Below are 23702 nucleotides of genomic sequence, written 5' to 3' on the forward strand. Positions count from 1 at the left end.
TTCATGGCAAAAACGCTGTTGCGGTTAATGACCGAGCTTTCTTCTCGCAAATGGATCTCCCGGACTGTGGGAGCCTTCTCCAAAAGCCGAGGAAGCAAGGCATTTATCCCTTATTTTGTCCGGACCTACGACATCCCTGTTCAGGAAGCTGAAAAAGACTGGAAGGAATATCGTTCATTGAATGATTTCTTTACCCGTAAACTTAAACCGGGCATGCGCCCGCTTGAACTTTCAGAACATGCATTGATCAGTCCGGTAGATGCCAAAATCACGGCAGCCGGTCCGATATCTGCTGGAACGCTCCTTAATGTTAAGGGACAAAATTATACACTTGCTGAATTATTAAACCACTCACCGCATCTGGAGAAGTACAAGCACGGCTATGCTTTTGTCCTATACCTCAGTCCTCGCGACTATCACCGCATTCATGCGCCTGTTAGCGGTCGCCGAATGGAGAGTGAACATATTAAGGGCAAGGTTTATCCGGTAAATGATTTTGGCCTGACCCATATGAAATCGGTGCTGAGTCGAAACGAACGGCTCATTACGTATATTGCCCATGATTTTGGAGAAGTTGCTGTCGTGAAGGTAGGCGCAATGAATGTGAGCAGTATACAGTACGCTGGTACGGATGTCAGTTCCTGGGCACAAGGCGATGATCTCGCATATTTTGAATTCGGTTCCACCGTCGTACTGTTGACGCAGAGCGGCACATTCGAACCGAAACCGGGCTTGCAGCCTGGTGATTCCGTCAAAATGGGAGAATTGCTCGGTCGGTTAAAACCCGTCAAATGAGCAATGAGCAGATGATTCCTGAATAACAGGAGTCATCTTTTTTAATTTCTGATACAGAAGAGATTACACGCAGAACATTTGCCTATATAAAAAGGTACTCGCAGCCGGAACACCTTTTTAGGGCAAAGTGTCCAGGCTATGAGTACCTTTGGCTGATCAGAGAATCCAATTATCTGCTTCAGATCTATGTAGAAGCCAAGATGACATCCGTTCTCATTCCATGTATACATGCAATACGAAGCTATGCTTCGTCATATTGGTTTTTCTGACCATTTCTTAAAACCATACGTCCTGCATTTCCTCTGCCGGTTTGTTGCGGCGCAGGCGGTTCCGGAAAAGATTAAAGCCCTTTATAGAGCATCCCCGGTTGCGGACCCGACGTTTTCCGTTCATCACAAGTTCCCCCTTTCGATCGTCTGGAATGCTACATACTTACCCCTGCTTCCCAGAATTGAAACGTTGCCATATTCCACCATACAAAGAGGCCCTATCGAATCTCAGACGGACTTTTGCCAGTATATTGCTTGAACTGACGACTGAAGAAAAAGATATCCCGGTACCCAAGGGCATCCGCCACTTCGGTCACATTCATGCCAGTATGCACCAGCAAATGCTCGGCCCGCTCAATGCGCATGCGAATGATATAGGATTGCACGGACGAACCAATCAATTCCTTGAACTTGATCGAGAAGTATCGAGGCGATAATCCAGCTCTGGCAGCGAGGTCTTCCACGCGATGTGTTATCCCCGGATGCTGGCGTACATAGTTAGCAACCTCCTGGATGACATCAGATAACTGGTTGCTCACCTTTTTCTCCACAGGAGTTTCCGTGTCCGCGCGCAGCAAATGAATCATCAGCTGTTTCAGAATCAGCCGACTTTCTTCCTCACGCCCATATACATCGGATAAGAACAGCCGTACATACCGAGCCAGCAAATGCTCGAATTCGACCGTTTCCAGTACTTCACGGTAGGACTGCGGAACATCATTAACGGGGATATCGACATCAAAATGAATATACGTAAGTACCAACGGTTTTTGCTTATTATGTGTTGCAGTAGGATGATCTCCTGGCCTGAACAGGAAACAGCTTCCCTTGCCCACTTCATATGGCTGATCGTTCAGCACCACGGTCCCCTCACCGCTCCACACGTAAAATAAGTCATAGTTTTGCATCGGTTTTTCCCGCTTCTGCCACTTCCATCCCGGTTCGCAGACAATTTTGGCGACGGCGGGCAAAATAACAAAAGATGACGGCGATGCCTGCAGCATGTCGCCACTCCCCCTTGAAAGTTAATCTCTTTTGCATAAGGCATCAATAATGATGCGATATGTGTATATATATGATTCCTGCTCCTGCTGGAGCGAAACGCCTTATTCCATTATACAGCGGAATTCACCGAAACGAAAATGTGCACTTCTCCCATGCTAACCGCATTCGTCTTATCCCCTCTTGAATCTCCTCTTTCTCCAAATGTGCAAAGCCAAAACACACTGCCGGAGGACCTGGAGTCAGTCGATAACGCACCGCATCACGAAATACGACACCTTCTTCCAGAGCCAGTGCTTTGAACCGTTCATAACTGTCGATACTCCCTTTCCAGGCAGCATAAATATGCAATCCAGCATCCCCAGGCTGCATGAGGAAAGGTTCCGGTAATTCCCGCTTCATCTCACTGACAAAAAAAGCATGCCGTTCCCCGTACAGACGGGTTAACCGTCTTAAATGGCGCAAATATCCTCCCCGGGTCATAAACTTCGCAAGTGCACGCTGCTCCAGAAGGGCAGGAGGAACCGGTTCGTACAGAGCTTTTGCGGCGATCAGTGGCTTCACCAGACCTGGCGGCAGAACCGCATAGCCCAGCCGGAAGGATGCAACCATCGTTTGTGAGAACGATCCAACATAGATGACCCGTTGTTCACGATCGAGTACTTTGAGTGGTTCAATCGGTCTGCCGCCCCAGCGAAATTCACTGTCATAATCATCTTCAATAATGACGGCATTGCGCTCAGACGCCCATTCAAGTATGGCTCTCCGTCTGTCCAAACCAAGGACTGCTCCGGTAGGAAACTGGCGGGTTGGGGTCACAAATAACGTCTGTGCCTCCCAACGCTGCGGAATAATTCCCCCGCTATCCACCTCCGCTGGAATAATCGTCCCTCCACAGGACTTCACTGCATGGGCAATCCCCTGATAACCCGGATTCTCCAATACAACAGCAGCTCCCTCCGGGATAAGCAGCTGTGCCAGCAGGGTGATGCCCTGCATGGAACCACTAAACAACACGATCTGTGATGCATCAGCCTGGATGCCGCGTGTCCATCTTAGATGTGACGCGATGGCCTCACGCAGCTCAAGATCTCCAGCAGTACCACTTCGTTCATGTGATCCACTGCTGCGATGAACGGCGGCCAAGGCACTTTTCCATTCAGCTTGCGGGAAGTGCTCGGCAGGCATACGCTGTACATGGAAGTTGATGACCGGTGTCTCCCGTTCAATAGATGACGGTTTTTCATTTTGATTATGAATATTCAGCATGCTCACCCGCTCTCCCCATGGAGAAAGTGGAAGGATTGCTTCCTGTCCCGCATGTTCCTGTGCCGTTAATGTGTCCGTAACAAAAGTCCCTCTTCCCCGATGTGCCCGCACATAGCCATCAGCGAGCAGCATGTCATACACCTGGGCTACGGAGCCGCGTGACATTTCATACTGACGTGCTAACTCTCGGGTGGAAGGCAGTCTTGTGCCACCAACCAGCATTCCTGCATGAATGGCGTCACGCAAAGCATGGTACAACGCCTCGTATTTGTAACGATGTTGAAGCTCGTATGAATCCATGGGCAGCCATAATTCCATCGTGCACCCCTTTTCCAAATAAATTGGTCTACTAAAGTGAATGTAAATTGGATCTTTTTATATGTCAATGCAGGTTCTATTGTTATGGCTAAGGTACAACGATCTAATACACATTGCCATTCAAGGGGGAACACCAGTGAGAAGAAAAGAATTCAATGTAGATGAAGAGCAGGAAATGATAACCTTTCTGGACCAATGCTCCTTTGGTTTTCTGGGAACGGTCAGTCCAGACGGGCAGCCACGGGTAACACCGCTAAACTTCATATATATGGACGGCTGTTTTTATTTCCACGGCAGTCTTGCCGGAGAGAAAATGAAGCAGATCAAACAGGATTCCTCGGTCAGTTTTACAGTGGCAGAAGAGTTTTCCCTGATTCCATCTTATTTCAGTGATCCCGAGCTGGCCTGTCCGGCAACCTCTTTTTTCAAAAGTGTAATGGCATTCGGTCAGGCAGAGCCGCTTCAGGATCTGGATATCAAAGGCAAGGTTCTGCAACGTTTCATGGAGAAACTCCAGCCGCAGGGCGGATATATCCCTATTGATGCAGCTGATCCCCGATACAAGGGACAACTCAAAGCTGTTGCTGTGGTCCGCATTGTTCCGGAACGGATAAGTGCCAAGTTCAAATTTGGACAGAACCTCACAGCCGAACGCTTTGATCATATTAGTGGTGAACTGGAGCAGCGTAACGAAGGAAGAGATGCGGAAACCGCAGAAATGATGCGAAAATACTGTCCTTTTCATCAGGAATAATACTCATTTTCTATAGTAGAATCGAACGAAAGAAGTGACATTAACCTAACTCAAAAAGATCTACAACAACGCGGTGAAGTGATAAAACTGTCATTATGCGTTATTTCCGTGACGGGGGGAAGGCAAGGTGTTATAATGTTAGGCAGTTGAATCACAAAGACTTGGAAGGATGAAAAGAATGAATCCACTGGCTGAACAGTTGAACGAAAGTATTCAGGCAGGCAGCAGTCACGTCTACTCCATGCTGTCGCAGCTCGGCAAAGAAATCTATTTTCCAAAAGAAGGTATCTTGAGTCAGTCTGCTGAAGCAGCGAGTCTGGCCAAAACCTACAATGCTACGATTGGTATCGCTCTGGAGGGCGGTGTGCCGATGCACTTAGCTGTTATTCAGGATAAGCTGTCTGCATACCAACCGAAGGATTTGTACCCTTACGCTCCGCCTGCAGGGAAGCCTGAGCTGCGGACCGTATGGAGAGACAAGATGCTGAAGGAAACACCTTCCCTTGAAGGTAAAACGTTTGGTAATCCGATTGTGACTAACGCATTAACTCATGGACTAAGTATCGTAGCCGACCTGTTCGCAGAAGAAGGGGACGCTGTTATATATCCGGATAAAAACTGGGAAAATTATGAGCTGACTTTCGGAATTCGCCGTCACGGCCAGTTGGTTCATTATCCCCTGTTCGATGATCAATTGAATTTCAACAGTGCAGGCCTACTCGAAGCGTTGCTTGCGCAGAAGGACAAAGGCAAAGCCATCGTGCTGCTCAACTTCCCGAACAACCCGACAGGTTATACACCTGGAGCTGAAGAAGCGGATGCAATTGTGGACACGATTCGTCAAGCGGCGGAGGCTGGTGTAAACGTCGTTGCTGTAACCGATGATGCCTACTTTGGTCTCTTCTTCGAAGATTCCATTCACGAATCCCTGTTTGGTAAACTGGCGAACCTTCACCCACGTGTCCTGACTGTCAAAGTTGACGGTGCCACCAAGGAAGAATTCGTATGGGGCTTCCGCGTTGGATTCATTACGTATGCTCATGAAGACGCTGCGGTTCTGCATGCACTGGAGCAGAAAACATTGGGTATTATCCGTGCAACCATCTCCAGTGGTCCGCATCCTTCCCAAACTTTTGTACTGGATGCGCTGAAAGCACCTGAGTTCGAAGCACAGAAGCTGGAGAAGTTTGAAATCATGAAAGGCCGCGCCAACAAAGTAAAAGCCATTCTTGATAGCGGTAATTACGGTGAGGTATGGGATTACTACCCGTTCAACTCCGGTTACTTCATGTGTCTGAAGCTGAAAGATGTGGGTGCAGAGCAACTCCGGACCCATTTGCTACAGAAATATGGCGTCGGTACCATTGCACTGGGTGAGTCCGATCTGCGAATTGCTTTCTCCTGTATTGAAGAATCCGGCTTGGAAGATCTGTTTGATACGATCTATCGCGGAGTTCTGGATCTTCAGACGAACTAGATCATATGCAGTAAAATGCTTATCTAAATAAAGAAGTCAGGAAACGAACTAGCTTGCGTTTCCTGACAAATATGAACATCCCTCTGTATCCTGATGAATATCTCTCGATACAAAGGGGTGTTTTGTGTTCACTCTGAAAACGCATGGCTGTCTGGGCCGGGGCAAATGCCCAAAACGATGATTTTGAAGCTGTACCGGGCAACGGCCCAATCAGCCTACCTCCACGGTACATAATATACGATGTACGCAAGGGCGTGCCTAACACCACTTGAAAGGGGAATGACCAATGTCTGGAGTTGTTGAAGAAACAAGAGGCGGTTATGGTTGCGGCGGTTTCGGAGGAGGATTTACAAATACAGGTGCCATTCTCGTTCTGTTTATCTTGCTCGTCATTATCACTAAATCGTTCCTCTGTTAGTCCATACGTCCTCAACATGAGTCGGAACAAGGTAAGCTGATTCTAATAGAAAGACGGGTATTCCGAGATACAGCTCGGAATACCCGTCTTTCTGTTATGTTTCAATAGAATTGCTGATCGGCATCGCCAATGGACGCTAACTGGCAGATGCTCGACCGTTCATTCATCCTCTTCTTCCTTCAACCACTTATTGCCCTGAGAACGTCGCATCAAATAGATCACCAGCGCGCCAAGGACCAATGCCGCTCCAGTCATGCCTAGTCCACTCACTCCCGCAGCGAGCATCGGCAGCCACATAAGTAAGGCAACCATTGCATGCAGATTCGAGATGAAGCCCAGCACCTGGGAACGACGACTCTCTCCCGAGATAGGATATATCATAATCCAGAACGACTCACTATGACTGCGGCGCAGCGCACCCAGTTGCACACCTGCAAGCAGCAGGAAGAACAGGTAGACACCTATACCGAAATAAGTGCCTGCCGTCCACCAGGACAACAACATTCCGAGTACGACCAGGCGTACAACAATCGAGAACACTTCAGTTCGGATAAATGTTTTGGTAATCAGATAGCGGTAAGCTTTCCCTGCATTCCAGGGGAGGCCACTCCCCCATTTGCTAAGCCAGCGGCGAGAAGTTACTTTCTGGCCTGATGAAGGTACATCGACAAACCAGCCCAACGTTCGCATCACTCGTCCAGCCTGGCCCTGCTCTACCTGGATAAGACGTTCCCATGAAACCCGATGTTTCAGAGGAACACGCAGGGCAACGATATAGACAACAGCCAGCAGCAGCAGGAACCAGATGCTGCGCTGTGGAGGCTGCCACAACCAGGCCGCAACCGCAAGCACAGCAAGTGCCCATCGGAGCAAACGATATCCTCTGGTTGCACCGATCTGCACCATGCGCAGCTCTTGCCATGCCCCATAGCTGGACAGCCCTTTCCACAGCAGCAGCAGCAGGATAAACCAGCCAAATGGCCTTGCATCCTGATCCGCTCGAACATAGAGCGGCCACAGCGTAATGAATATGAAGAGCATGCCCAGGGTTTTATAGATGATGCCACGGGCGAAGCTGTTCTTCAGATATTCGTGCATCCGATATTCCTGCGGACGTAAAAATACGATGTCAGCCGGATGCAGATATGTACGATAGCTGCTAAACAGCACCAGTGGTGCCAGCAACAGCAGCGTAATCCAGCGAATCGGGAATCCCGCCGGAATATGCTGTACAAACGATGTATACCAGGCGGAGAACGCAATGACGAGAAATAAGAACACCATGGCTACGCCGCTCTGAATGACATAACCCAGGTAAGGAAGAATTCCATTCCAGAATCCCGTGCGTCTTTGCTTCCATAGCTGCTTGAGATCCATGCTTAATCCCTGCCCTGTACAAGGGAATAGAACATATGCTCCAGCGTGGCATTCGATTCCCCGAATTGAGTACGCAGCTCATTCAGCGTCCCTTGAGCAATGACCTGTCCCCGGTGTAGAACAATGAAACGGTCACAGTAATTTTCAATGGTGGACAGAATGTGTGAACTGAGCAAAATGGAAGATCCCGACGCTTTCATTTCGAGCATGAAATCAAGCAAAGAGCGGATCCCAAGTGGGTCAAGTCCCAGGAAAGGCTCATCAATGATGTAAAGTGGCGGACCTGCCACAAAAGCACACATGATCATGACCTTTTGCCGCATACCCTTGGACAGGTGGGTGGACAGACTGGTACTTTTCTCATTCATGCGGAACAATTTCAGCAGCTTCTCCGTACGTTGTTTGAAATCAGCCTCCGAAACACCGTATGCTCTGGCTGTAAACTCCAGATGCTCCATGACCGTCATTTCGTCATACAGCTCGGGAGATTCCGGTACAAAGGCCATGGCAGATTGATATACCTGTGGATCTTCGTCCCGCTTCTTGCCCATGACCCGCACTTCACCCTGCTGAGGGGTCATTAACCCTAAAATATGCTTCATCGTCGTACTTTTGCCAGCACCGTTTAATCCGATCAGTCCGACCATCTCTCCACGTCCAACTTCCAGATCGATGCCGTGGAGGACCGGCCGCTTGGCACTGTATCCTCCGCTTAGCCCGTTGATTTTCAATACGGGCGGTTGAACGTTTTCCATCTATCCCTGCACCTCTTTCGTCAGGTTTTATTCTTCAGCGTGTGGCTCTTTGCCTTTGCTCCATTTGGGAGCGCCCTTGTTCTTGCGATCCTGGTCCCGTTCTGTTCTGCCTGCATTGCCAGCTGGCTTGCCACCCGTCGGGCGTTGATTCGATACAGCAGCTCTGGCGCCACCATTGCGGCTGGCCTGACCAGGCTTACGATCCCGGGACTGCCCTGGTTTTCTGGAGAAGGAATGCCCTTCAGGCCGCGTATCCGGGCGCGGATCAGCCTCGAGCACTTTCCCCCCGAACAATACACGTTCCGGCAATTCGATTCCAAGTTCCCGCGCAAACTTGCGCATAATGAAAATTTGCGTTTCATCCACGATCGACAACACGATGCCGCTGCGACCCATGCGGCCTGTTCTGCCTGCGCGGTGAACATAGTGTTCCGAATCAAATGCAGGGTCATAGTTAATGACCATCGGCAGACCTTCAATGTCCAGTCCTCTGGCTGCGACCTCGCTCGCGATCAGCAGTTGCAGTTTGCCATTGCGGAAAGCGGATAGCACATTGCTGCGGGTCACTTTGTCGGCGTCTCCATACAGCGCAGCTGCAGAGAAGCCCAGATGATTCATTTTCGCTTCAACCTCGCCAATATCCTCGGTAGCATTCACAAAGACGATGGCACGATCCGGGTTATATTGTCTAACCAGACGTCGCAGCATATCGATTTTGTTACGGTTTTCTTCCACAAAATAAAAATGCTCAAGTCCCGCTGCGGTTGCCCGGTCCGGTTCAATACCGATCTGTACCGGCTCTTTCATCTCCCGCTTCGCGAGTCCAGCGGTATGTTCATCGATCGTTGCGGACAGGAAAATGAGTTGACGGTCGCGCAGGGCACTGCGTAATACGAAGTCCACGTCGCTTACTCCGCCGAGCTGAAATACCTGGTCTGCCTCGTCAATAACGATTGTGGAGACGTTGTGCATTTTCAGCTTTTTCAGCGTGATCAATTCCTTCAGTCGTCCTGGCGTTCCCACAACCAGTTCGGGATGTTCACGCAGCTTTTCGATCTGACGTTTTACCGCTGCACCGCCAATGAGTCCCAGAACGCCGATTTTACGTTCTTCTCCATACCGCTGTGCCTCGCGTACAATCTGCATCGCCAGCTCTTGCGTCGGAGCTATAATGAGCTTCTGTGTGCCTTTCACATCACTTTTGATGGATTGCAGCAGTGGCAGCAGATAGGCGAGCGTCTTGCCTGTTCCCGTCTGAGATTTTGAAACCACATCGCGACCTTCCAGAATAACCGGTATCGTCTGTGCCTGCACCGGTGAAGGTTCGTTGATGCCATGTCTGGCGAGTATAGCCTCAAGATCCTGTTCTACGCCAATTGAAGCAAATGTTTGATTCGTCATGTATGTCCATCCTTTAAATTTATTCGTTTTGATGCTCTAGCCCTGCTTGTACTAATATAACCGAAGCCTGTCATCACATTACCTTTCATTATATGCGAAAAAAGCCTGCGGACCAAATCTTATTCACGAAACATACCTTTACAGACAAAAAAAAGAAAAGCCCCTCGGCGGAGCCCTTCTTTCATCCGATATGTGATGCCCACTGTTGCATCTTACTTCTGATTCATTACACCGTGCGACAGCCTGTCAGCAAGACGCGGAAATAGCTGATACAGCCACACACCAGCCGAAGCCAGTCTGGGCAGATTCACTTCTTCCTTGCGCTTCTTCATCGCCCGGATCATATGCCCCGCAACCTCTTCCGGCTTCAGCATCATCCAGCGTACATTATTAACATAGTTACCGGAGGGATCCGCCCGTTGGAAGAACGGTGTATCGATAGGTCCGGGATTAATGGTCGTTACCGTGACTCCGGATTTGCGAAGTTCCTGGCGCAGGGCATTGCTGAAGCCAAGTACGGCATGTTTGGTCGCCGTGTATGAAGCGGATTTTGCAGTTCCAATCTTGCCAGCCATGGAAGCTACATTTACAATTTGTCCTCTGCCTCGTTGCAGCATCTGCGGCAACACTGCCTTGGTGCAGCGGACAATGCCCATGTAATTCACGTCCATCATCTCATCGAATTCCTGCACAGACATATCCGTCATCGCCGCAAATTTTCCGTAACCCGCGTTATTCAGCAAAATATCGATTCGTCCGTATTTCTGCAACATCGCATTCACGGCTGTTTGAACCTGCTCATCATTCGTTACATCTAATGTGAGTAGTTCGTGTTGCCCTTTCAGCGAAGCACCAATCTCCTCCAGCTTGTCCCGCGAGCGGGCAGCCAGAATCGGGATGGCTCCTTCTTCTATCAGCATCTGCGCACAGAGCGCACCAATTCCGCTCGACGCACCTGTGATAAAAACAACCTGATCTTTCAGCATACCCGATGTCCTCCCGTATTGAACACATATTGCCCCTAGAGGCGTATGGTTCTATTCTACGAGATCATCACTTGAATATCCATCTCACCAATTCCGTCCATCAGCAAAGGAATGCTCAACGCCTTCGTTGCACTAAAGGAAGCCACATATTCAGAATTCATCACTTGTGGAGGTGTAATATCAACAACGACACCCTGATTAGACAGGATGGTACTTGCATTGCCGCTAATCATATTGCCAAGTTCCGAAATAGCACTTTTACTCATTTCGTCCATTTCTGTAATGACAAAACCGCCCATCATGGCAGAAACAATTTTCAATGCAACCGACTCTTGTATTCCAAACACAATGTTTCCGCTCAGTTGTCCAGTCATTCCGATCACGATCCAGACATGGTCTGCAATGTACTCCACATTTTTCACGCCAAGACTCCCGGTGGAAGGCGAAACCTGGATGAGCTGTTCGAATACGTTCCGTGCGGATTCCAGGAAAGGATTAATCACTTCCGCTTTCACTGTCTAATGTCCCCCTTACACTGGGTTATTGGTCACACACCAAAAGTCCCATATTCAATAAATTTATTATACTTTATCACGTACAAGAATTCACCAAGAATTCGGTAAGGCATGTGTAATATAATTTATCGTCATCCGCGGGGGAAATGTTTATAGCTGATTCTAGCGAAAAAACAAGGCTTTTCGCATCTGTTGCAAAAACAATTGCCACGGAGGGGCATGGCAAAAGGTATTTAGGACTTTTTTACTGTTTCTTAAAATATTAAAAATTTTATTTTCTTGAAATAAAATTAATTTCTCGTTCTTATGGACCTCCCCAAATCCATGATGTTCCCTTCATTGCCCTGCTGTCCTGAATCACCTATAATTTAAGGAACGCAAGCAATGACCAGTTACGGGATTCCACTATGGATAGACAGAAGACATTTTACGTGCAAGGAGGCCATACATGAATATCAGTCAACTGGAGACGCTGATTACGATCTCGAAAACGATGAGTTTCCGCAAAGCCGGAGAACTTCTAAATCTGACCCAGCCTGCCGTTTCGGCCCAGATCAAAAGCCTGGAGGATGAATTCAGGACCGTTCTTGTTGATCGTAACCAGCCGGTAACCCTCACCGATCGTGGACAGGTGTTTCTGCAACATGCCGAACGTATGCTGGACATCGTGGGTGAGCTGAAACAAAAACTGATGGATCTCGATGAGACCCCTCAGGGACATATCAGACTCGGCACAACGACGTCCATTGCCATTCAGATTTTGCCACGGGTGTTATCTTACTTTCAGGATCAATTTCCACTTATCAAGACCAGTATCCAATCCCTGCCCTCCTCACAGATCTATACCCAGGTCGAGAATGGTATGGTTGATATCGGTATCGGTTATCTCACGGAGCGTAATCCTAACCTGAATACGTCCGTGCTGTATTATGATACGTTCGAACTTGTAGTGTCTCCATTCCATCCGCTGGCGAAGCAAAAGCATGCTGCGGTGGATGTCCTGCGCAGTACACCTCTGATTTTGCTATCCCCGGATACGGTGGGGCGCCGCTTTACGGAAGGCATTTTTAAGAAACATAACATTGAGCCCAATATCGTCATGGAGTTGTCGAGCAGCGAGGAAGTGAAGCGGATGGTTGAGATCAATCTCGGGGCAGCCGTCATATCCAAACAATCCGTTGCCCATGAGTTGCGGCAAGGCACACTGCGCATGATTCCACTCAGTGAACTGGAGGTCAGTCACCCTGTCGGAGTCATTTACAAATCAAGTCGTTATCTCAATTCGGCCATGCAGCAATTCCTGAGCGATCTCAAAGGCATGCCGGAGACCCAGTTCATCAGTTCAGAATGATAAATGAGCCATGAGAAAGGAAGGATTTCCATATGAAATTTGATCTTCACACCCATCATTTTCGTTGTGGTCATGCGGACGGCAATATTCGAGACTATATTGAGGCAGGTATTCAAGCTGGACTTCAGGTCATCGGTATCTCGGATCATACACCTTACTTTGGCAGTGACGCAGAGCAGGCTTTTCCCCGGATTGCGATGGGCAAGTCGGAATTGCATCATTACGTGGAAGAAGTACTTGCTCTGAAGGAAGAATACACAGGCAAAATTGATGTGCTGCTTGGCATCGAATCCGATTATTTCCCTATTCATGCCGAATTGTATCGCAGTACGCTGGGGCAATATCCTTTTGATTATATTATTGGTTCAGTTCATCACACGGAAGATGTCAGCATATTCAACAAAACCCGCTGGAATGGTTTAAGCGATGCACGTAAGGTGGAAGTGAAAGAAAGTTATTATGCATTGATTCGGCAGTCAGCCCGAAGCGGCATGTTCCAGATCCTTGGACATATTGATGCGATGAAAGGAAATTATCCACCTTTCTCGGACATTATCGCGGATCAAGCCGTTGACGAAACGTTGCAGGTCATTGCAGAATCGAACGTGGCCATTGAAATTAATACGTCGGGTAAAACCAAGCTCAGTGGTGGCTGGTACCCGTCAGATGCCATTCTGGAGCGTGCGCATCATTACGGAGTGAAGGTGACCTTCGGATCGGATGCCCACAAACCACAGCGTGTTGCCGATGAACTGGATGACGTTCGTACACGTCTGCAAGAGATCGGGTTTACGGAATGGGTATACTTTAAACAGAAACAGATGCAAGTTGTACCGTTTTAATCATATAGCATCACAATAAAACCCTCATGGCGTGAATCAGCACGCTGTGGGGGTTTTCGGTTTGTTTCCTAATAAAAAAAATGGACCCGCAAACAGCGGGTCCCAACAGCATTATCTATTATCAAAAAGGGGGTCATGAGATAAGTTTACCCGCTGTCTGTTAGAGTTCAATTGCAGCTATATTTCATTTGTGTAACAAATGATTGAAGTTCGTTTCAACCCTCTGCTGTTTCATTTTATTCTATGTTACTCGTGCTTGTCGGATACCAACGTTTGCAGGCGATTTTCCCAATGAGAACGGACATGCTGTTCACGACACAGACTATACACCTTAACATCCAGCAGAGTATCCGGCGTCTCACCATCCTCATGATTCAAAACAAACGAGGGCAGGGTTCGTTCATAACTCATGCCGCTCTTGCAGAGCACTCGTTCGGATGAAACATTTGCCTCGTAACAGCGGGCTTCCACTTTGGACAAATTAAGCTCGGCAAAACCGAATTCCAGCAAACGCTGTACTGCCTCAGTCGCGACTCCCTTGCCCCAGCAGGACCTGTTCAAGATGTATCCGATCTGTGCGGTACCATTCTTGTCATTCCAATGTTGGAATGAAGTGATGCCAATGATCTGCTCACTGCCTTTCCAGCAGATGCCGTAATGCAGTGAATCCAGCTTGGCGCTGCTGCTGCGAATCTGATTCAATAATCGCCGAGCCCGGATTGGCGTGGGCTGACTTCCCCTGTTTACATAACGGATCACCTGTGGGTCGGAAAACAGCTCCGACAACGTGCTGTAATCACTCTGACGTAATGATCGAAGAACAAGGCGCTCTGTCCACAAAGCAGGCAATCCTTGGCCCAGCATTTTTCGGGTCAGCATGACAATCGCTCCTTTTGCCTAACGGGTTCTAGTCCGGTAAGACAAGCATGCTCTGAGGATGATCCGGCGCAAATAGAATACATGGATAAACGACGATACATCAATATACTCAACTACACTCCGCTCAGTAGCCCGAACATTAGTATGCCAATTCATTACAGCAATTTATTCCTGAAATCACTAATCCGTTTGCAGCCCGCGATAGACACCTGTGCGAAGCTCTCGGATATAGAAATCAAGTGAGGGCACCTGGGCCTGCTGAGCAGTCTGTACTTCCTGTTCAATATCATAAGGTACCCTTACAAATTGAAGGTTGAATGGCGTGTTCCGATCACTGCTGTTCTCTCCTTCTAGAATACAGTATGAAGCCTGGGTCAAATCAAGCGGGTTACCCACGCTGCCTGCATTGAACAACATTTTCCCATTCAGAAATTGCAAGAATGCGTTATGCACATCCCCATATCCTACGACATCCGCCACACCGAGCTCAGGCTCGTCTGCCGGAGGATCAAACATGGCTAACCTCTTCCCAATCTCATCCCACGGCTGTACGCGGTGATATACACTTTGGGGAGATGCATGCACCAGGCGGATCTTCCGACCACTCAGCTCTAATTGGTGGCTAAACGGCAAGCTCTTCAAATATGTCAATCGCTCCTTACCCAGCCGCTTCGCTTGCCAAGTGAAATTCTCATTGTCCGAATTAACCGCAACCAGCTCATCCCAGTTGCCACGGATGACTTGCTCACATGTCTCTCTTACCAGATCCACAACCTGTACCGGGTCCGGTCCCTTGCCAACGAGGTCGCCAAGACAAAAGATTCGCTTCAATCCGCGACTCCGAATATCGTTTAATACCGCTTCCCAAGCAGTCATGTTGCCATGAATATCGGATACAATCGCAATTCGTTCCATCTGGCTAACCTCCCTCTATGCTCTATATTCTTTATGTTGTTAACCCTTTAACTCAAAAACAGTCAATTCCGGCCTGCACAAAAAGCGGATCGGAAGTTGGGTCATGCCAAAGCCACGGTTCACATAGACTGGCATATGCTTATCCCCTGCGTAATATAACCCTTGAATATACTTGAGTGAACCTCTCGGTGTAGTCAGCGCCCCAATCCAGGGAAAACGCACCTGCCCGCCATGACTGTGTCCGGAGAGCTGTAGTCCGAAACCGTAAGGTGCTGCAATGTCTGCATAATCGGGCTCATGCATAAGCAGCAGTTTCCAGACCTCTCTACTCAATCCCTTGATTGCTGCAAGAGGATCAGGTCTGCCCGTAAGCGCGTCATCCAACCCTGCTATCGCAATACGTGAATCCCCGCGTTCAATCAAAACATGGCTGTTTCGGAGCAACGTGAATCCGGCCTCCTTGAACATCAGCTCCACTTCATGCTGCTGCTGGCCACGATAATCATGATTCCCTAATACGGCATATTTGCCATACTTCGCTTGCATCGAGGCAAGTACAGGAATACATTCACGCATCGGTTCTGCTTCCCGTTCAACCATATCTCCGGTAAAACAAATCAGATCAGGCTGCTGTTCCCGTATCGTTTCAGCCAGCTTCTCCATTTGTTTCAGCCCCGTATGGAATCCAAGATGAGCATCACTGAACTGAATCACACGCAGTCCCTCGAATGCTTTTGGAAACTTGGGTAATTTCAATTCAACGTGCTTGATTTCCAAATGACGCGGCTCCCATAACCAGGCATATCCTCCTGTGAGCAAACTGGCACTCGCCGTCATCAAGATCATGCGCAGCAAAAAACTGCGCCGGGAGGGATCGTGATCCTTTTCTTCTCCAGGGAAAATGGGGTTCTCCGAATCAGATCCATACTGTGAGCGCCGGGGCGGCGAGATCTTGCTGCCCTCACGCGGTGTTTCTCCCATGCGTCCCCCTCCTTCTTCCGCTCCAAATCCATCTCCTTAGTATACCATATTCTGCATGACTAGCCCGGTTCCTCTGAGTATACAGAAAAAGAAGCCGTGTTCTTGGGCTACAAGCGCCTAGGATCACGACTTCTTCTAATGGTGCAGATTGAAGTTCTGCATTTTATATGACTAGATTACACGCCCAACCAGCGTTTGAACATGTGTTTGGTCGTTTGTTTGTTCATTTCGGCAATGGAAGTAGTCAATGGAATACCTTTTGGACAAGAGCGCACGCAGTTCTGCGAGTTCCCACAGCCCTCAATACCTCCATCTTCCATAAGTGCTTCCAGGCGGTCATCAGCGTTCATCTCTCCTGTTGGGTGAGCATTGAACAGACGTACCTGAGAAAGAGCAGCCGGACCGATAAAGTCTGTTTTTTCATTCACGTTCGGGCATGCTTCGAGGCATACACCACATGTCATACATTTGGATAGCTCGTAAGCCCACTGACGCTTCTTCTCCGGCATCCGCGGACCTGGACCAAGGTCATAGGTACCATCAATCGGAATCCAAGCTTTAACCCGTTTCAGGGCGTTAAACATCCGGGTACGGTCAATGACGAGGTCACGAACCACCGGGAAGGTTTTCATCGGTTCGATGCGAACCGGTTGTTCGAGCTTATCAATCAGGGCTGCACACGCTTGACGCGGTTTGCCGTTGATGACCATGGAGCATGCTCCACAGACTTCTTCGAGACAGTTCGATTCCCAGCAGACCGGGGCAATAGACTTGCCCTCCGTATTAACCGGGTTCCGTTGGATCTCCATCAGGGCGCTAATAACGTTCATGCCGGGACGGTACGGGAGCTCAAACTCTTCGTTGTACGAAGATGACTCCGGGCTGTCCTGACGGGTGATGATAAACTTGACGGTTTTTTGGGCTGTAGCTGTGTCCGCCATATCGTTGTCCCCTCCTTTGGTGACGATGATTGATTGCTGTTGCGTAAAGTGACGTTTTGAGCACGGCAGGCGCTCCGTCAACGGAATGTCCTTCCGACCGCTGTTGCTCCCCCAATTTTAGTGAAAGAATCTCTATTGAATAAAATGGGGTATCAAAGGCGGGCGCTTCGCTTCTTCAGGACATTTCCGTCTCCTCCGCTACGTCGTGCTTATGGAGTCACTTTACTGAAAGTTGCAATAATTCATTCTGGTTGGCAGTAACTTTGAGAAGCTTGGCGAATGCTTCGCTTCTTTAGTATTCTTCTGCCTGCTCCGTTTTTAACTTTATTAATAGGCCAAAATTTTGCTTTACTTAATCCTTCGAGTAGTCCCGGATCCGTGGTGGGATGAGGGAAACGTCTACAGGCTCGTACGAAATTTTTGGACCTTCCTTCGACCAGCTTGCGATCGTGGTTTTCAGGAATTCCTCGTCGTTCCGTTCAGTGAAGTCCGGTTTGTAATGCGCTCCGCGGCTTTCGTTACGCAACAGTGCGCCCAGAGTCATCGCTTCTGCCAGTTCAAGCATGTTCCACAGCTGACGGGTAAATGCCGCACCCGGGTTGTTCCAACCGGAAGTGTCGTACATATTGATTTTGCCGTAACGCTCTTTCAATTCCTTGATCTTGCCGATAGTGGCTTCCAGTTTATCGTTGTAGCGTACAACGGTCATGTTCGCTGTCATCCATTCGCCAAGCTCTTTGTGAATGACATAGGCGTTTTCACTTCCCTGCATGTTCAGGATGCCTTCATACTTATCGGTTTGGCGCTTAGTATAACCATCGAATACGGAAGAACTGATATCTGCGGACGATTTTTTGAGTCCTTTGATATATTCAACCGCTTTCGGTCCAGCCACCATACCACCGTAGATTGCCGATACCAGAGAATTCGCACCCAGACGGTTCGCACCATGATATTGGTATTCACATTCACCGGCTGCGAACAGTCCTGGAATGTTGGTCATTTGGTTATAATCTACCCACATGCCGCCCATGGAATAATGGACTGCCGGGAAGATTTTCATCGGAATTTTGCGCGGGTCATCACCCATGAACTTCTCGTAGATCTCAATGATTCCGCCGAGCTTCACATCCAGCTCCTTCGGATCTTTGTGTGACAAGTCGAGGTATACCATGTTCTCGCCGTTCACGCCGAGGCCCATATCCACGCAGACGCTGAAAATTTCGCGCGTCGCGATATCACGAGGAACAAGGTTACCGTATGACGGATACTTTTCTTCAAGGAAGTACCAAGGCTTACCGTCTTTATACGTCCAGATCCGTCCACCTTCACCACGAGCCGATTCGGACATCAGACGCAGCTTGTCGTCGCCTGGAATGGCTGTCGGGTGAATCTGAATGAACTCACCGTTCGCGTAATTTACACCTTGCTGATACACCGCACTTGCAGCAGTACCTGTATTGATAACCGAGTTGGTTGTTTTACCAAAAATAATGCCAGGGCCACCGCTCGCCAGAATAACCGCTTCTGCCGGGAACGTTTGTACCTTCATCGTTTTCAGATCCTGTGCTACAATCCCGCGGCAGGTGCCTTCGTCATCTACAACAGCCTGCAGGAACTCCCAGTTCTCATACTTCGTAACGAGACCCGCTGCTTCCCAGCGACGTACTTGCTCATCTAACGCATAGAGCAATTGTTGTCCTGTCGTTGCACCGGCAAACGCTGTACGGTGATGCTTCGTGCCGCCGAAACGACGGAAATCAAGTAAACCTTCCGGTGTCCGGTTGAACATTACTCCCATCCGGTCCATCAGGTGAATGATACCTGGTGCTGCTTCACACATTGCTTTGACCGGAGGCTGATTCGCGAGGAAGTCGCCGCCGTATACCGTATCGTCAAAGTGTACCCACGGGGAGTCGCCCTCACCCTTGGTATTTACCGCACCGTTGATGCCGCCTTGGGCACATACGGAGTGCGATCTTTTAACAGGAACCAGTGAAAATAAATGAACATGGACTCCGGCTTCAGCCGATTTGATCGCCGCCATCAACCCCGCGAGACCGCCGCCCACAATAATTATATTAGATGATGCCATTGCTGTTCACTCCCTTATAATTCAGCATTTAAGTCTAAATGCTTAAATCAGAACTGTCTTAACTGCGTCAATCATTGAAGTCGCTACCTGGAAATCCATGCTCCGGAAAGCAAGCAGCGATACAATAAACATGATGGCTACGATGGCAAACAAGCTCATGCAGATGTAGGAAGATACACGCTGCGCACGCGGACCGACGGTAATCCCCCAGCTAACCAGGAACGACCACAAGCCGTTAGCAAAGTGATAGGATGCCGCAACCACACTGATCAGATATAAAATAAACGTCACCGGATTCATCACGATGTCATGTATGACACCGCCAAGCTCTTCGTGTGTAACGTTCCCCAGCGCAACCTGGAAACGAGTCTCCCAAATGTGCCAGATAACGAACACAAACGTAATAACACCGCTGACGCGCTGCAACGTATAACGCCAGTTGCGCTCGTTGCCAAAACGTCCCACGTTTGGCTTGGCCTGATAGGCAATGTATAAACCATATACACCGTGATAGAACAGCGGCAGCCAGATGAGAAGCGTTTCAAGAACAATGACGAGTGGCAGACTGTTCAGAAATGCAACAGCACCGTTAAAGCCTTCTTTGCCGCCTTCAACTGCCGAGAAGTTCGTCACCAGATGCTCAACAAAAAACAGACTGAGCGGAATGACGCCAAGCAAGGAGTGCAGCTTTCTGGAGTAAAACCCTTTCATAAAATGTCGATCCCCTTTCGCTAAATACAACGTTTTCATAAATAATTTCACATATCATGACACAAACCTTCCCCACGGAAAGGTTCGACAAATTGTTCCGTTTTCTTCAGGTGTGAACAACTTGTGTCACGGTTCATGTTACTCCTTTTTTTCTTATAAGGGAATTGCAATATAATTATTAAATGTTATAACCTATAGGTATAAGTTATAAACATCGGTCGTGCAGGCCATACAACATGGAGAAATATTTGACAAGGAGATGCCTCACGCAAAGTACCTTCATTAGAAAAGAGGTTAGTGCTCATGTTCGAGGAATTAAACGCATTTGCGGCGGTTGTGGAGCAGTCCAGTCTGAACCGTGCATCGAAATTGCTGAATCTTTCACAGCCCGCACTATCACGCAAAATCGCCAAATTGGAGGATGAACTCGGGGTGGCGCTCTTTCATCGCCGTGGTAAACGACTCGAATTAACCAGCGTAGGTCAGGTCGCCTACACTTTCGCGATAGAGCAGAAACAGCAGCAGCAGAAATTTCTGACCATGCTGGCGCAGTATAAGGACGAAGAGCAGAGCTCAATTACGCTTGGGGCCAGTCTGACGACACTTCAAACTACATTGCCTCCGCTGGTTAATGCCTTTATGGAGAAACATCCAAATGCGGAGATTAAGCTGGTGACAGGAAAAACGCATGAAATTGTCTCTTTTGTCCGGGATAAAAAAGCGGATGTGGGCATCGTTGCGTCTTCTATTAGCGAGGCCGGTCTGAACTGTGTGCCGCTCTTCGATGATCATCTGGAGCTGGTTGTACCATTGACGCATCCATTGTCCGGCAAGGAGGCCGGAATGGAGCATTTGCAGGACCTGCCGATGATTACGTTCTCCAAAGGGACATGGTACCGCAAATTAACCGACGACCTCTTCCAGCGCTGCGCCGTGATGCCGGATATTCGCATGGAGATTGATTCCTTTGAAGCGATTGTCCGCCTTCTGCCTACCTGCAAAGCCGCAGCACTGCTTCCCAAGTCATATCTCCGCCCTCAATTGCTTGCGGATAATGATCTCGTCTCTGTATATCTGCCTCAGCTGCAACAGACACGGCGTACGACCTGCATGATCTACGGGGAAAAGGAAAACCTCAGCCAAACCTCCAGACAGTGGGTCAGGGAAACGGCTGCGCTCTTTACAGCAAAGGCGCCGCTGCCCTCACGGAGGACTACGACGCCTTAGCATTTATATATTAGCTGAGCTCCACGCTCAGCAGTCATCTTTCCGTTTCAAGGAATCAGCTCTCCTGGCTGATCACTTCTTCCTCAAACCGATCAATGTCATCATTCATACCGATAATGACCATAATGTCACCCATCTGGAGCGAGTCCAGTGCAGTCGGGGCAATAATGACCCCGGCTTCCTTTTGCAAAGCTACAATGCTGCAACCAAAGCGCACTCGTGCATTAAGCGTGGATAGCGTTTTATTATGCAGACAGGCTGGAACCTTCATCTCCACAATACTGTAATCATCGGACAATTCGATATAATCCAGCAGATTCGGGGTAACAAGCTGGTGGGCAACCCGGATTCCCATGTCACGCTCTGGATAAACGACACGATCGATCCCCAGCTTGTCCAGTGCACGTCCATGAAGAACCGAAATGGCTTTGGCCACAACCGTTTTCACACCGAGTTCCTTCAGTAAAATGGCAGTGAGAATACTGGTCTGGATATCCGCCCCGATGGCAACGATACAGCAGTCAAAATTGCGGATACCCAGGGAGCGCAGCACTTCCTCATCCGTCGAATCCGCGACGACGGCATGGGTGACCAATTCACTCATGTCATCGACGACTTCTTCATTTTTATCGATACCCAGCACTTCATATCCAAGTTCCATTAATTCCTGTGCCAGGCTGGAGCCAAAGCGCCCAAGCCCAATCACCGCAAACTGCTGTGTTTTCATTGTTCTTCACGAACCCCTTATCCAATAATCATTTTGCCTTCCGGATACCTGTACAATTCTTTACCCTTTTTCTGTCCAAGTGCATACGCGAGTGTAATCGGCCCAAGACGCCCTGCAAACATGGTGAAACAGATCAAAATCTTGCCGATCGTGGTCAGCTTCAGCGTAAGTCCCATAGACAAACCAACCGTACTAAAAGCTGATGTCGTCTCAAATAAAATCGTCAGAAAACTGCTGTCTTCCGTTGTACTGAGCACCATCGTAACCGCGATAATCATCAACAGTGCAAGGAGCGTAATCGTCAATGCTTTGAAAATCCGTTCCTGTAAGAGCCGGAACCTGAAAAAGACGATATCTTCCCTCCCACGAATCATTGCGACAACAGCCCCGATCATAATCATAAAGGTGGTCGTTTTGATCCCGCCTCCTGTGGAACCTGGAGAAGCCCCGATAAACATTAATATAATGATGAAAAATTGCGTTGCCTGCCTCAGCCCGGCGATGTCTAACGTATTAGCACCAGCTGTTCGCGGCGTGATGGACTGGAAAAATGAACCCAATATTTTGCCACCCCAGTTCAGGCCACCTAATGTACGGGGATTGCTGAATTCAAATACAAAAATAACCAGTGCACCAAATACGATTAACAATCCTGTCGTCAGCAGCACCACCTTAGAGTGCAGTGACAGCTTCTTCGTCCTCCGATACTCCACCAGATCAGACAGAACAACAAAGCCAATGCCGCCGGAAACAATCAGGAACATAGCTGTAAAATTGACGAGCGGATCATACACATACCCGGTTAAGCTGCGGAATTCTCCAAACATGTCGAACCCAGCATTGTTAAACATGGAGATGGCATGCCAATATCCATAATATATTGCCTGCCCTAGCGGCATATCAAACGACCAGCGAATGGCAAACAGTGTGCCACATATGCCTTCTAGTATGAGCGAGTAGACTACAACCTTTCGAATAAGGCGGACGATCCCTTCCATCGTGCTCTGGTTCATCGCCTCTTGTAAAATCAAGCGCTCACGTAGAGAGATGCGTCGTTTGAATGCAATGGCCACCAGTGTGGACATCGTCATAAAGCCGAGTCCGCCAATTTGAATCAGGATTGCAATCACGACCTGCCCCAGCGTCGAAAAGTGAGTTCCCGTGTCCACGACAACCAGCCCTGTTACACAGACTGCTGAAGTCGCGGTGAAGAGCGCATCAATAAAAGGAAGGCTGACCCCGCTTCGACTGGATGCCGGAAGCATCAGCAGAAGTGTCCCAAGCAATATAATACCTGCGAACCCGAGGACCAGAATTCGGGGTGGCGATAGCCGCATCCATTGTACATTCATTTTCACTTGAGTATCATCCACCTCTGCCAAAAAGAAAATGACTCCACGACGTGGAGCCTTTCTCCGAAGCGCTTTTCCATAACGCTCTTCGTTATACCCAAGCACTTGGAAAGCTCCATTTCGGAGCGTAAACATGTATGAATTATCGTTGAATCACATAACATTAGGTTGGAATACATTCTATTCGTTCCCTTGTTAGCCAAAAGACATGCGGAATATTGGACATTTGATTCAAAATTATAAGCGCTGAGGCGTTTGTATACAAAACGATTTTTGTGTAAATAGCATCGAATTCCGTCAAAAAGGGAAAAACTCAGATATGGCGACGGATAGATCAGATTGTTT

22 protein-coding genes are annotated in these 23702 nt (G+C 48.6%); 7 read left to right on the forward strand and 15 right to left on the reverse strand.

Translation table 11 applies throughout. From position 1 onward, the window contains the following. Positions 1 to 3 precede the first annotated feature (3 nt). A complete protein-coding gene (asd, locus tag QP794_RS18600) occupies positions 4 to 795 on the forward strand; it encodes an archaetidylserine decarboxylase (protein ID WP_285078443.1) in 792 nt (263 codons plus the stop codon). A 487-nt stretch (positions 796 to 1282) separates the two neighbouring features. Here the strand turns inward: asd and QP794_RS18605 are convergent, their stop codons facing one another. Then, positions 1283 to 2068, reverse strand: coding sequence for an AraC family transcriptional regulator (locus tag QP794_RS18605; RefSeq protein ID WP_285078444.1), 786 nt, complete (start codon positions 2066 to 2068; stop codon positions 1283 to 1285). A gap of 124 nt (positions 2069 to 2192) precedes the next feature. Then, positions 2193 to 3653: a MocR-like pyridoxine biosynthesis transcription factor PdxR gene (gene pdxR, locus QP794_RS18610; RefSeq protein ID WP_285078445.1), complete on the reverse strand. Its 1461-nt coding sequence runs from the start codon at positions 3651 to 3653 to the stop codon at positions 2193 to 2195. A gap of 136 nt (positions 3654 to 3789) precedes the next feature. On the opposite strand from pdxR, the gene QP794_RS18615 reads away from it, so the two are divergent. From QP794_RS18615 to QP794_RS18625, 3 genes are all read left to right on the forward strand, one after another. Next, the gene (locus QP794_RS18615; RefSeq protein WP_285078446.1) at positions 3790 to 4407 is read left to right on the forward strand and encodes a pyridoxamine 5'-phosphate oxidase family protein; all 618 of its coding nucleotides are present in this window, start codon (positions 3790 to 3792) and stop codon (positions 4405 to 4407) included. A 178-nt stretch (positions 4408 to 4585) separates the two neighbouring features. Then, on the forward strand, positions 4586 to 5884 hold the full coding sequence (locus QP794_RS18620; protein WP_285078526.1) for an aminotransferase class I/II-fold pyridoxal phosphate-dependent enzyme: 1299 nt from the start codon (positions 4586 to 4588) through the stop codon (positions 5882 to 5884). A 286-nt stretch (positions 5885 to 6170) separates the two neighbouring features. Then, a complete protein-coding gene (locus QP794_RS18625; RefSeq protein WP_218671893.1) occupies positions 6171 to 6302 on the forward strand; it encodes a YjcZ family sporulation protein in 132 nt (43 codons plus the stop codon). A 159-nt stretch (positions 6303 to 6461) separates the two neighbouring features. On the opposite strand, the gene QP794_RS18630 is transcribed toward QP794_RS18625, so the two are convergent. The 5 genes from QP794_RS18630 to QP794_RS18650 all read right to left on the reverse strand — a co-directional run bounded on the left by QP794_RS18630 (position 6462) and on the right by QP794_RS18650 (position 11336). Then, a complete protein-coding gene (locus QP794_RS18630) occupies positions 6462 to 7679 on the reverse strand; it encodes an ABC transporter permease (RefSeq protein ID WP_285078447.1) in 1218 nt (405 codons plus the stop codon). Positions 7680 to 7681: 2 nt separating this feature from the next. After that, positions 7682 to 8434, reverse strand: a complete 753-nt coding sequence (locus QP794_RS18635; protein ID WP_079347644.1) for an ABC transporter ATP-binding protein — start codon at positions 8432 to 8434, stop codon at positions 7682 to 7684. Positions 8435 to 8461: 27 nt separating this feature from the next. Next, positions 8462 to 9835: a DEAD/DEAH box helicase gene (locus QP794_RS18640; RefSeq protein WP_285078448.1), complete on the reverse strand. Its 1374-nt coding sequence runs from the start codon at positions 9833 to 9835 to the stop codon at positions 8462 to 8464. A gap of 212 nt (positions 9836 to 10047) precedes the next feature. Then, entirely contained in the window at positions 10048 to 10821 is a 774-nt protein-coding gene (locus QP794_RS18645; RefSeq protein ID WP_285078449.1) for an SDR family NAD(P)-dependent oxidoreductase, read from the reverse strand. 56 nt (positions 10822 to 10877) lie between these two features. Next, positions 10878 to 11336 (reverse strand): chemotaxis protein CheX, encoded by a 459-nt coding sequence (locus QP794_RS18650; RefSeq protein ID WP_024632618.1) that lies wholly within the window; start codon positions 11334 to 11336, stop codon positions 10878 to 10880. Between the two features lie 448 nt (positions 11337 to 11784). On the opposite strand from QP794_RS18650, the gene QP794_RS18655 reads away from it, so the two are divergent. Both QP794_RS18655 and QP794_RS18660 read left to right on the forward strand, forming a co-directional pair. After that, positions 11785 to 12687, forward strand: coding sequence for a LysR family transcriptional regulator (locus tag QP794_RS18655; protein ID WP_024632619.1), 903 nt, complete (start codon positions 11785 to 11787; stop codon positions 12685 to 12687). A gap of 32 nt (positions 12688 to 12719) precedes the next feature. Further along, positions 12720 to 13529 carry a histidinol-phosphatase gene (locus QP794_RS18660; RefSeq protein WP_285078450.1) on the forward strand — a complete coding sequence of 270 codons (810 nt, stop codon included), beginning with the start codon at positions 12720 to 12722 and terminating at the stop codon, positions 13527 to 13529. Positions 13530 to 13775: 246 nt separating this feature from the next. Here the strand turns inward: QP794_RS18660 and QP794_RS18665 are convergent, their stop codons facing one another. The 6 genes from QP794_RS18665 to QP794_RS18690 form a co-directional block, all read right to left on the reverse strand. Then, a complete protein-coding gene (locus tag QP794_RS18665; protein WP_285078451.1) occupies positions 13776 to 14408 on the reverse strand; it encodes a GNAT family N-acetyltransferase in 633 nt (210 codons plus the stop codon). Between the two features lie 180 nt (positions 14409 to 14588). Further along, on the reverse strand, positions 14589 to 15323 hold the full coding sequence (locus tag QP794_RS18670; RefSeq protein WP_285078452.1) for a metallophosphoesterase family protein: 735 nt from the start codon (positions 15321 to 15323) through the stop codon (positions 14589 to 14591). A gap of 39 nt (positions 15324 to 15362) precedes the next feature. Beyond that, entirely contained in the window at positions 15363 to 16304 is a 942-nt protein-coding gene (locus tag QP794_RS18675; protein WP_024632623.1) for a metallophosphoesterase, read from the reverse strand. A gap of 176 nt (positions 16305 to 16480) precedes the next feature. Next, positions 16481 to 17245, reverse strand: coding sequence for a succinate dehydrogenase iron-sulfur subunit (sdhB, locus tag QP794_RS18680; RefSeq protein WP_285078453.1), 765 nt, complete (start codon positions 17243 to 17245; stop codon positions 16481 to 16483). 352 nt (positions 17246 to 17597) lie between these two features. Then, complete coding sequence (sdhA, locus tag QP794_RS18685) at positions 17598 to 19340, reverse strand: succinate dehydrogenase flavoprotein subunit (RefSeq protein WP_024632625.1); 1743 nt, start codon at positions 19338 to 19340, stop codon at positions 17598 to 17600. Positions 19341 to 19382: 42 nt separating this feature from the next. Further along, positions 19383 to 20051: a succinate dehydrogenase cytochrome b558 subunit gene (locus tag QP794_RS18690; protein ID WP_024632626.1), complete on the reverse strand. Its 669-nt coding sequence runs from the start codon at positions 20049 to 20051 to the stop codon at positions 19383 to 19385. A gap of 303 nt (positions 20052 to 20354) precedes the next feature. Here QP794_RS18690 and QP794_RS18695 point away from each other — a divergent pair, with 303 nt between their 5' ends. After that, positions 20355 to 21278, forward strand: coding sequence for a LysR family transcriptional regulator (locus QP794_RS18695; RefSeq protein ID WP_024632627.1), 924 nt, complete (start codon positions 20355 to 20357; stop codon positions 21276 to 21278). Positions 21279 to 21333: 55 nt separating this feature from the next. On the opposite strand, the gene QP794_RS18700 is transcribed toward QP794_RS18695, so the two are convergent. Together QP794_RS18700 and QP794_RS18705 are read right to left on the reverse strand one after the other, a co-directional pair. After that, entirely contained in the window at positions 21334 to 22005 is a 672-nt protein-coding gene (locus QP794_RS18700) for a potassium channel family protein (protein WP_024632628.1), read from the reverse strand. Positions 22006 to 22022: 17 nt separating this feature from the next. Continuing rightward, positions 22023 to 23357, reverse strand: coding sequence for a TrkH family potassium uptake protein (locus tag QP794_RS18705; RefSeq protein ID WP_483311927.1), 1335 nt, complete (start codon positions 23355 to 23357; stop codon positions 22023 to 22025). Positions 23358 to 23702 lie beyond the last annotated feature (345 nt).

Origin of the sequence: Paenibacillus sp. UMB7766-LJ446 (genome assembly GCF_030226665.1) — a bacterium.
Taxonomy (GTDB): Bacteria; Bacillota; Bacilli; order Paenibacillales; family Paenibacillaceae; genus Paenibacillus; species Paenibacillus vandeheii.

Bases quoted from the DNA above. Each gene is read 5' to 3' on its own strand.
- sdhA (WP_024632625.1), bottom strand. From the start codon at position 19,340: ATGGCATCATCTAATATAATTATTGTGGGCGGCGGTCTCGCGGGGTTG.
- QP794_RS18605 (WP_285078444.1), bottom strand. From the start codon at position 2,068: ATGCTGCAGGCATCGCCGTCATCTTTTGTTATTTTGCCCGCCGTCGCC.
- QP794_RS18670 (WP_285078452.1), bottom strand. From the start codon at position 15,323: ATGGAACGAATTGCGATTGTATCCGATATTCATGGCAACATGACTGCT.
- QP794_RS18690 (WP_024632626.1), bottom strand. From the start codon at position 20,051: ATGAAAGGGTTTTACTCCAGAAAGCTGCACTCCTTGCTTGGCGTCATT.
- QP794_RS18645 (WP_285078449.1), bottom strand. From the start codon at position 10,821: ATGCTGAAAGATCAGGTTGTTTTTATCACAGGTGCGTCGAGCGGAATT.
- QP794_RS18640 (WP_285078448.1), bottom strand. From the start codon at position 9,835: ATGACGAATCAAACATTTGCTTCAATTGGCGTAGAACAGGATCTTGAG.
- QP794_RS18635 (WP_079347644.1), bottom strand. From the start codon at position 8,434: ATGGAAAACGTTCAACCGCCCGTATTGAAAATCAACGGGCTAAGCGGA.
- QP794_RS18695 (WP_024632627.1), top strand. From the start codon at position 20,355: ATGTTCGAGGAATTAAACGCATTTGCGGCGGTTGTGGAGCAGTCCAGT.
- QP794_RS18705 (WP_483311927.1), bottom strand. From the start codon at position 23,357: ATGAATGTACAATGGATGCGGCTATCGCCACCCCGAATTCTGGTCCTC.
- QP794_RS18700 (WP_024632628.1), bottom strand. From the start codon at position 22,005: ATGAAAACACAGCAGTTTGCGGTGATTGGGCTTGGGCGCTTTGGCTCC.
- QP794_RS18625 (WP_218671893.1), top strand. From the start codon at position 6,171: ATGTCTGGAGTTGTTGAAGAAACAAGAGGCGGTTATGGTTGCGGCGGT.
- pdxR (WP_285078445.1), bottom strand. From the start codon at position 3,653: ATGGAATTATGGCTGCCCATGGATTCATACGAGCTTCAACATCGTTAC.
- sdhB (WP_285078453.1), bottom strand. From the start codon at position 17,245: ATGGCGGACACAGCTACAGCCCAAAAAACCGTCAAGTTTATCATCACC.
- asd (WP_285078443.1), top strand. From the start codon at position 4: ATGGCAAAAACGCTGTTGCGGTTAATGACCGAGCTTTCTTCTCGCAAA.
- QP794_RS18620 (WP_285078526.1), top strand. From the start codon at position 4,586: ATGAATCCACTGGCTGAACAGTTGAACGAAAGTATTCAGGCAGGCAGC.
- QP794_RS18665 (WP_285078451.1), bottom strand. From the start codon at position 14,408: ATGCTGACCCGAAAAATGCTGGGCCAAGGATTGCCTGCTTTGTGGACA.
- QP794_RS18630 (WP_285078447.1), bottom strand. From the start codon at position 7,679: ATGGATCTCAAGCAGCTATGGAAGCAAAGACGCACGGGATTCTGGAAT.
- QP794_RS18675 (WP_024632623.1), bottom strand. From the start codon at position 16,304: ATGGGAGAAACACCGCGTGAGGGCAGCAAGATCTCGCCGCCCCGGCGC.
- QP794_RS18660 (WP_285078450.1), top strand. From the start codon at position 12,720: ATGAAATTTGATCTTCACACCCATCATTTTCGTTGTGGTCATGCGGAC.
- QP794_RS18655 (WP_024632619.1), top strand. From the start codon at position 11,785: ATGAATATCAGTCAACTGGAGACGCTGATTACGATCTCGAAAACGATG.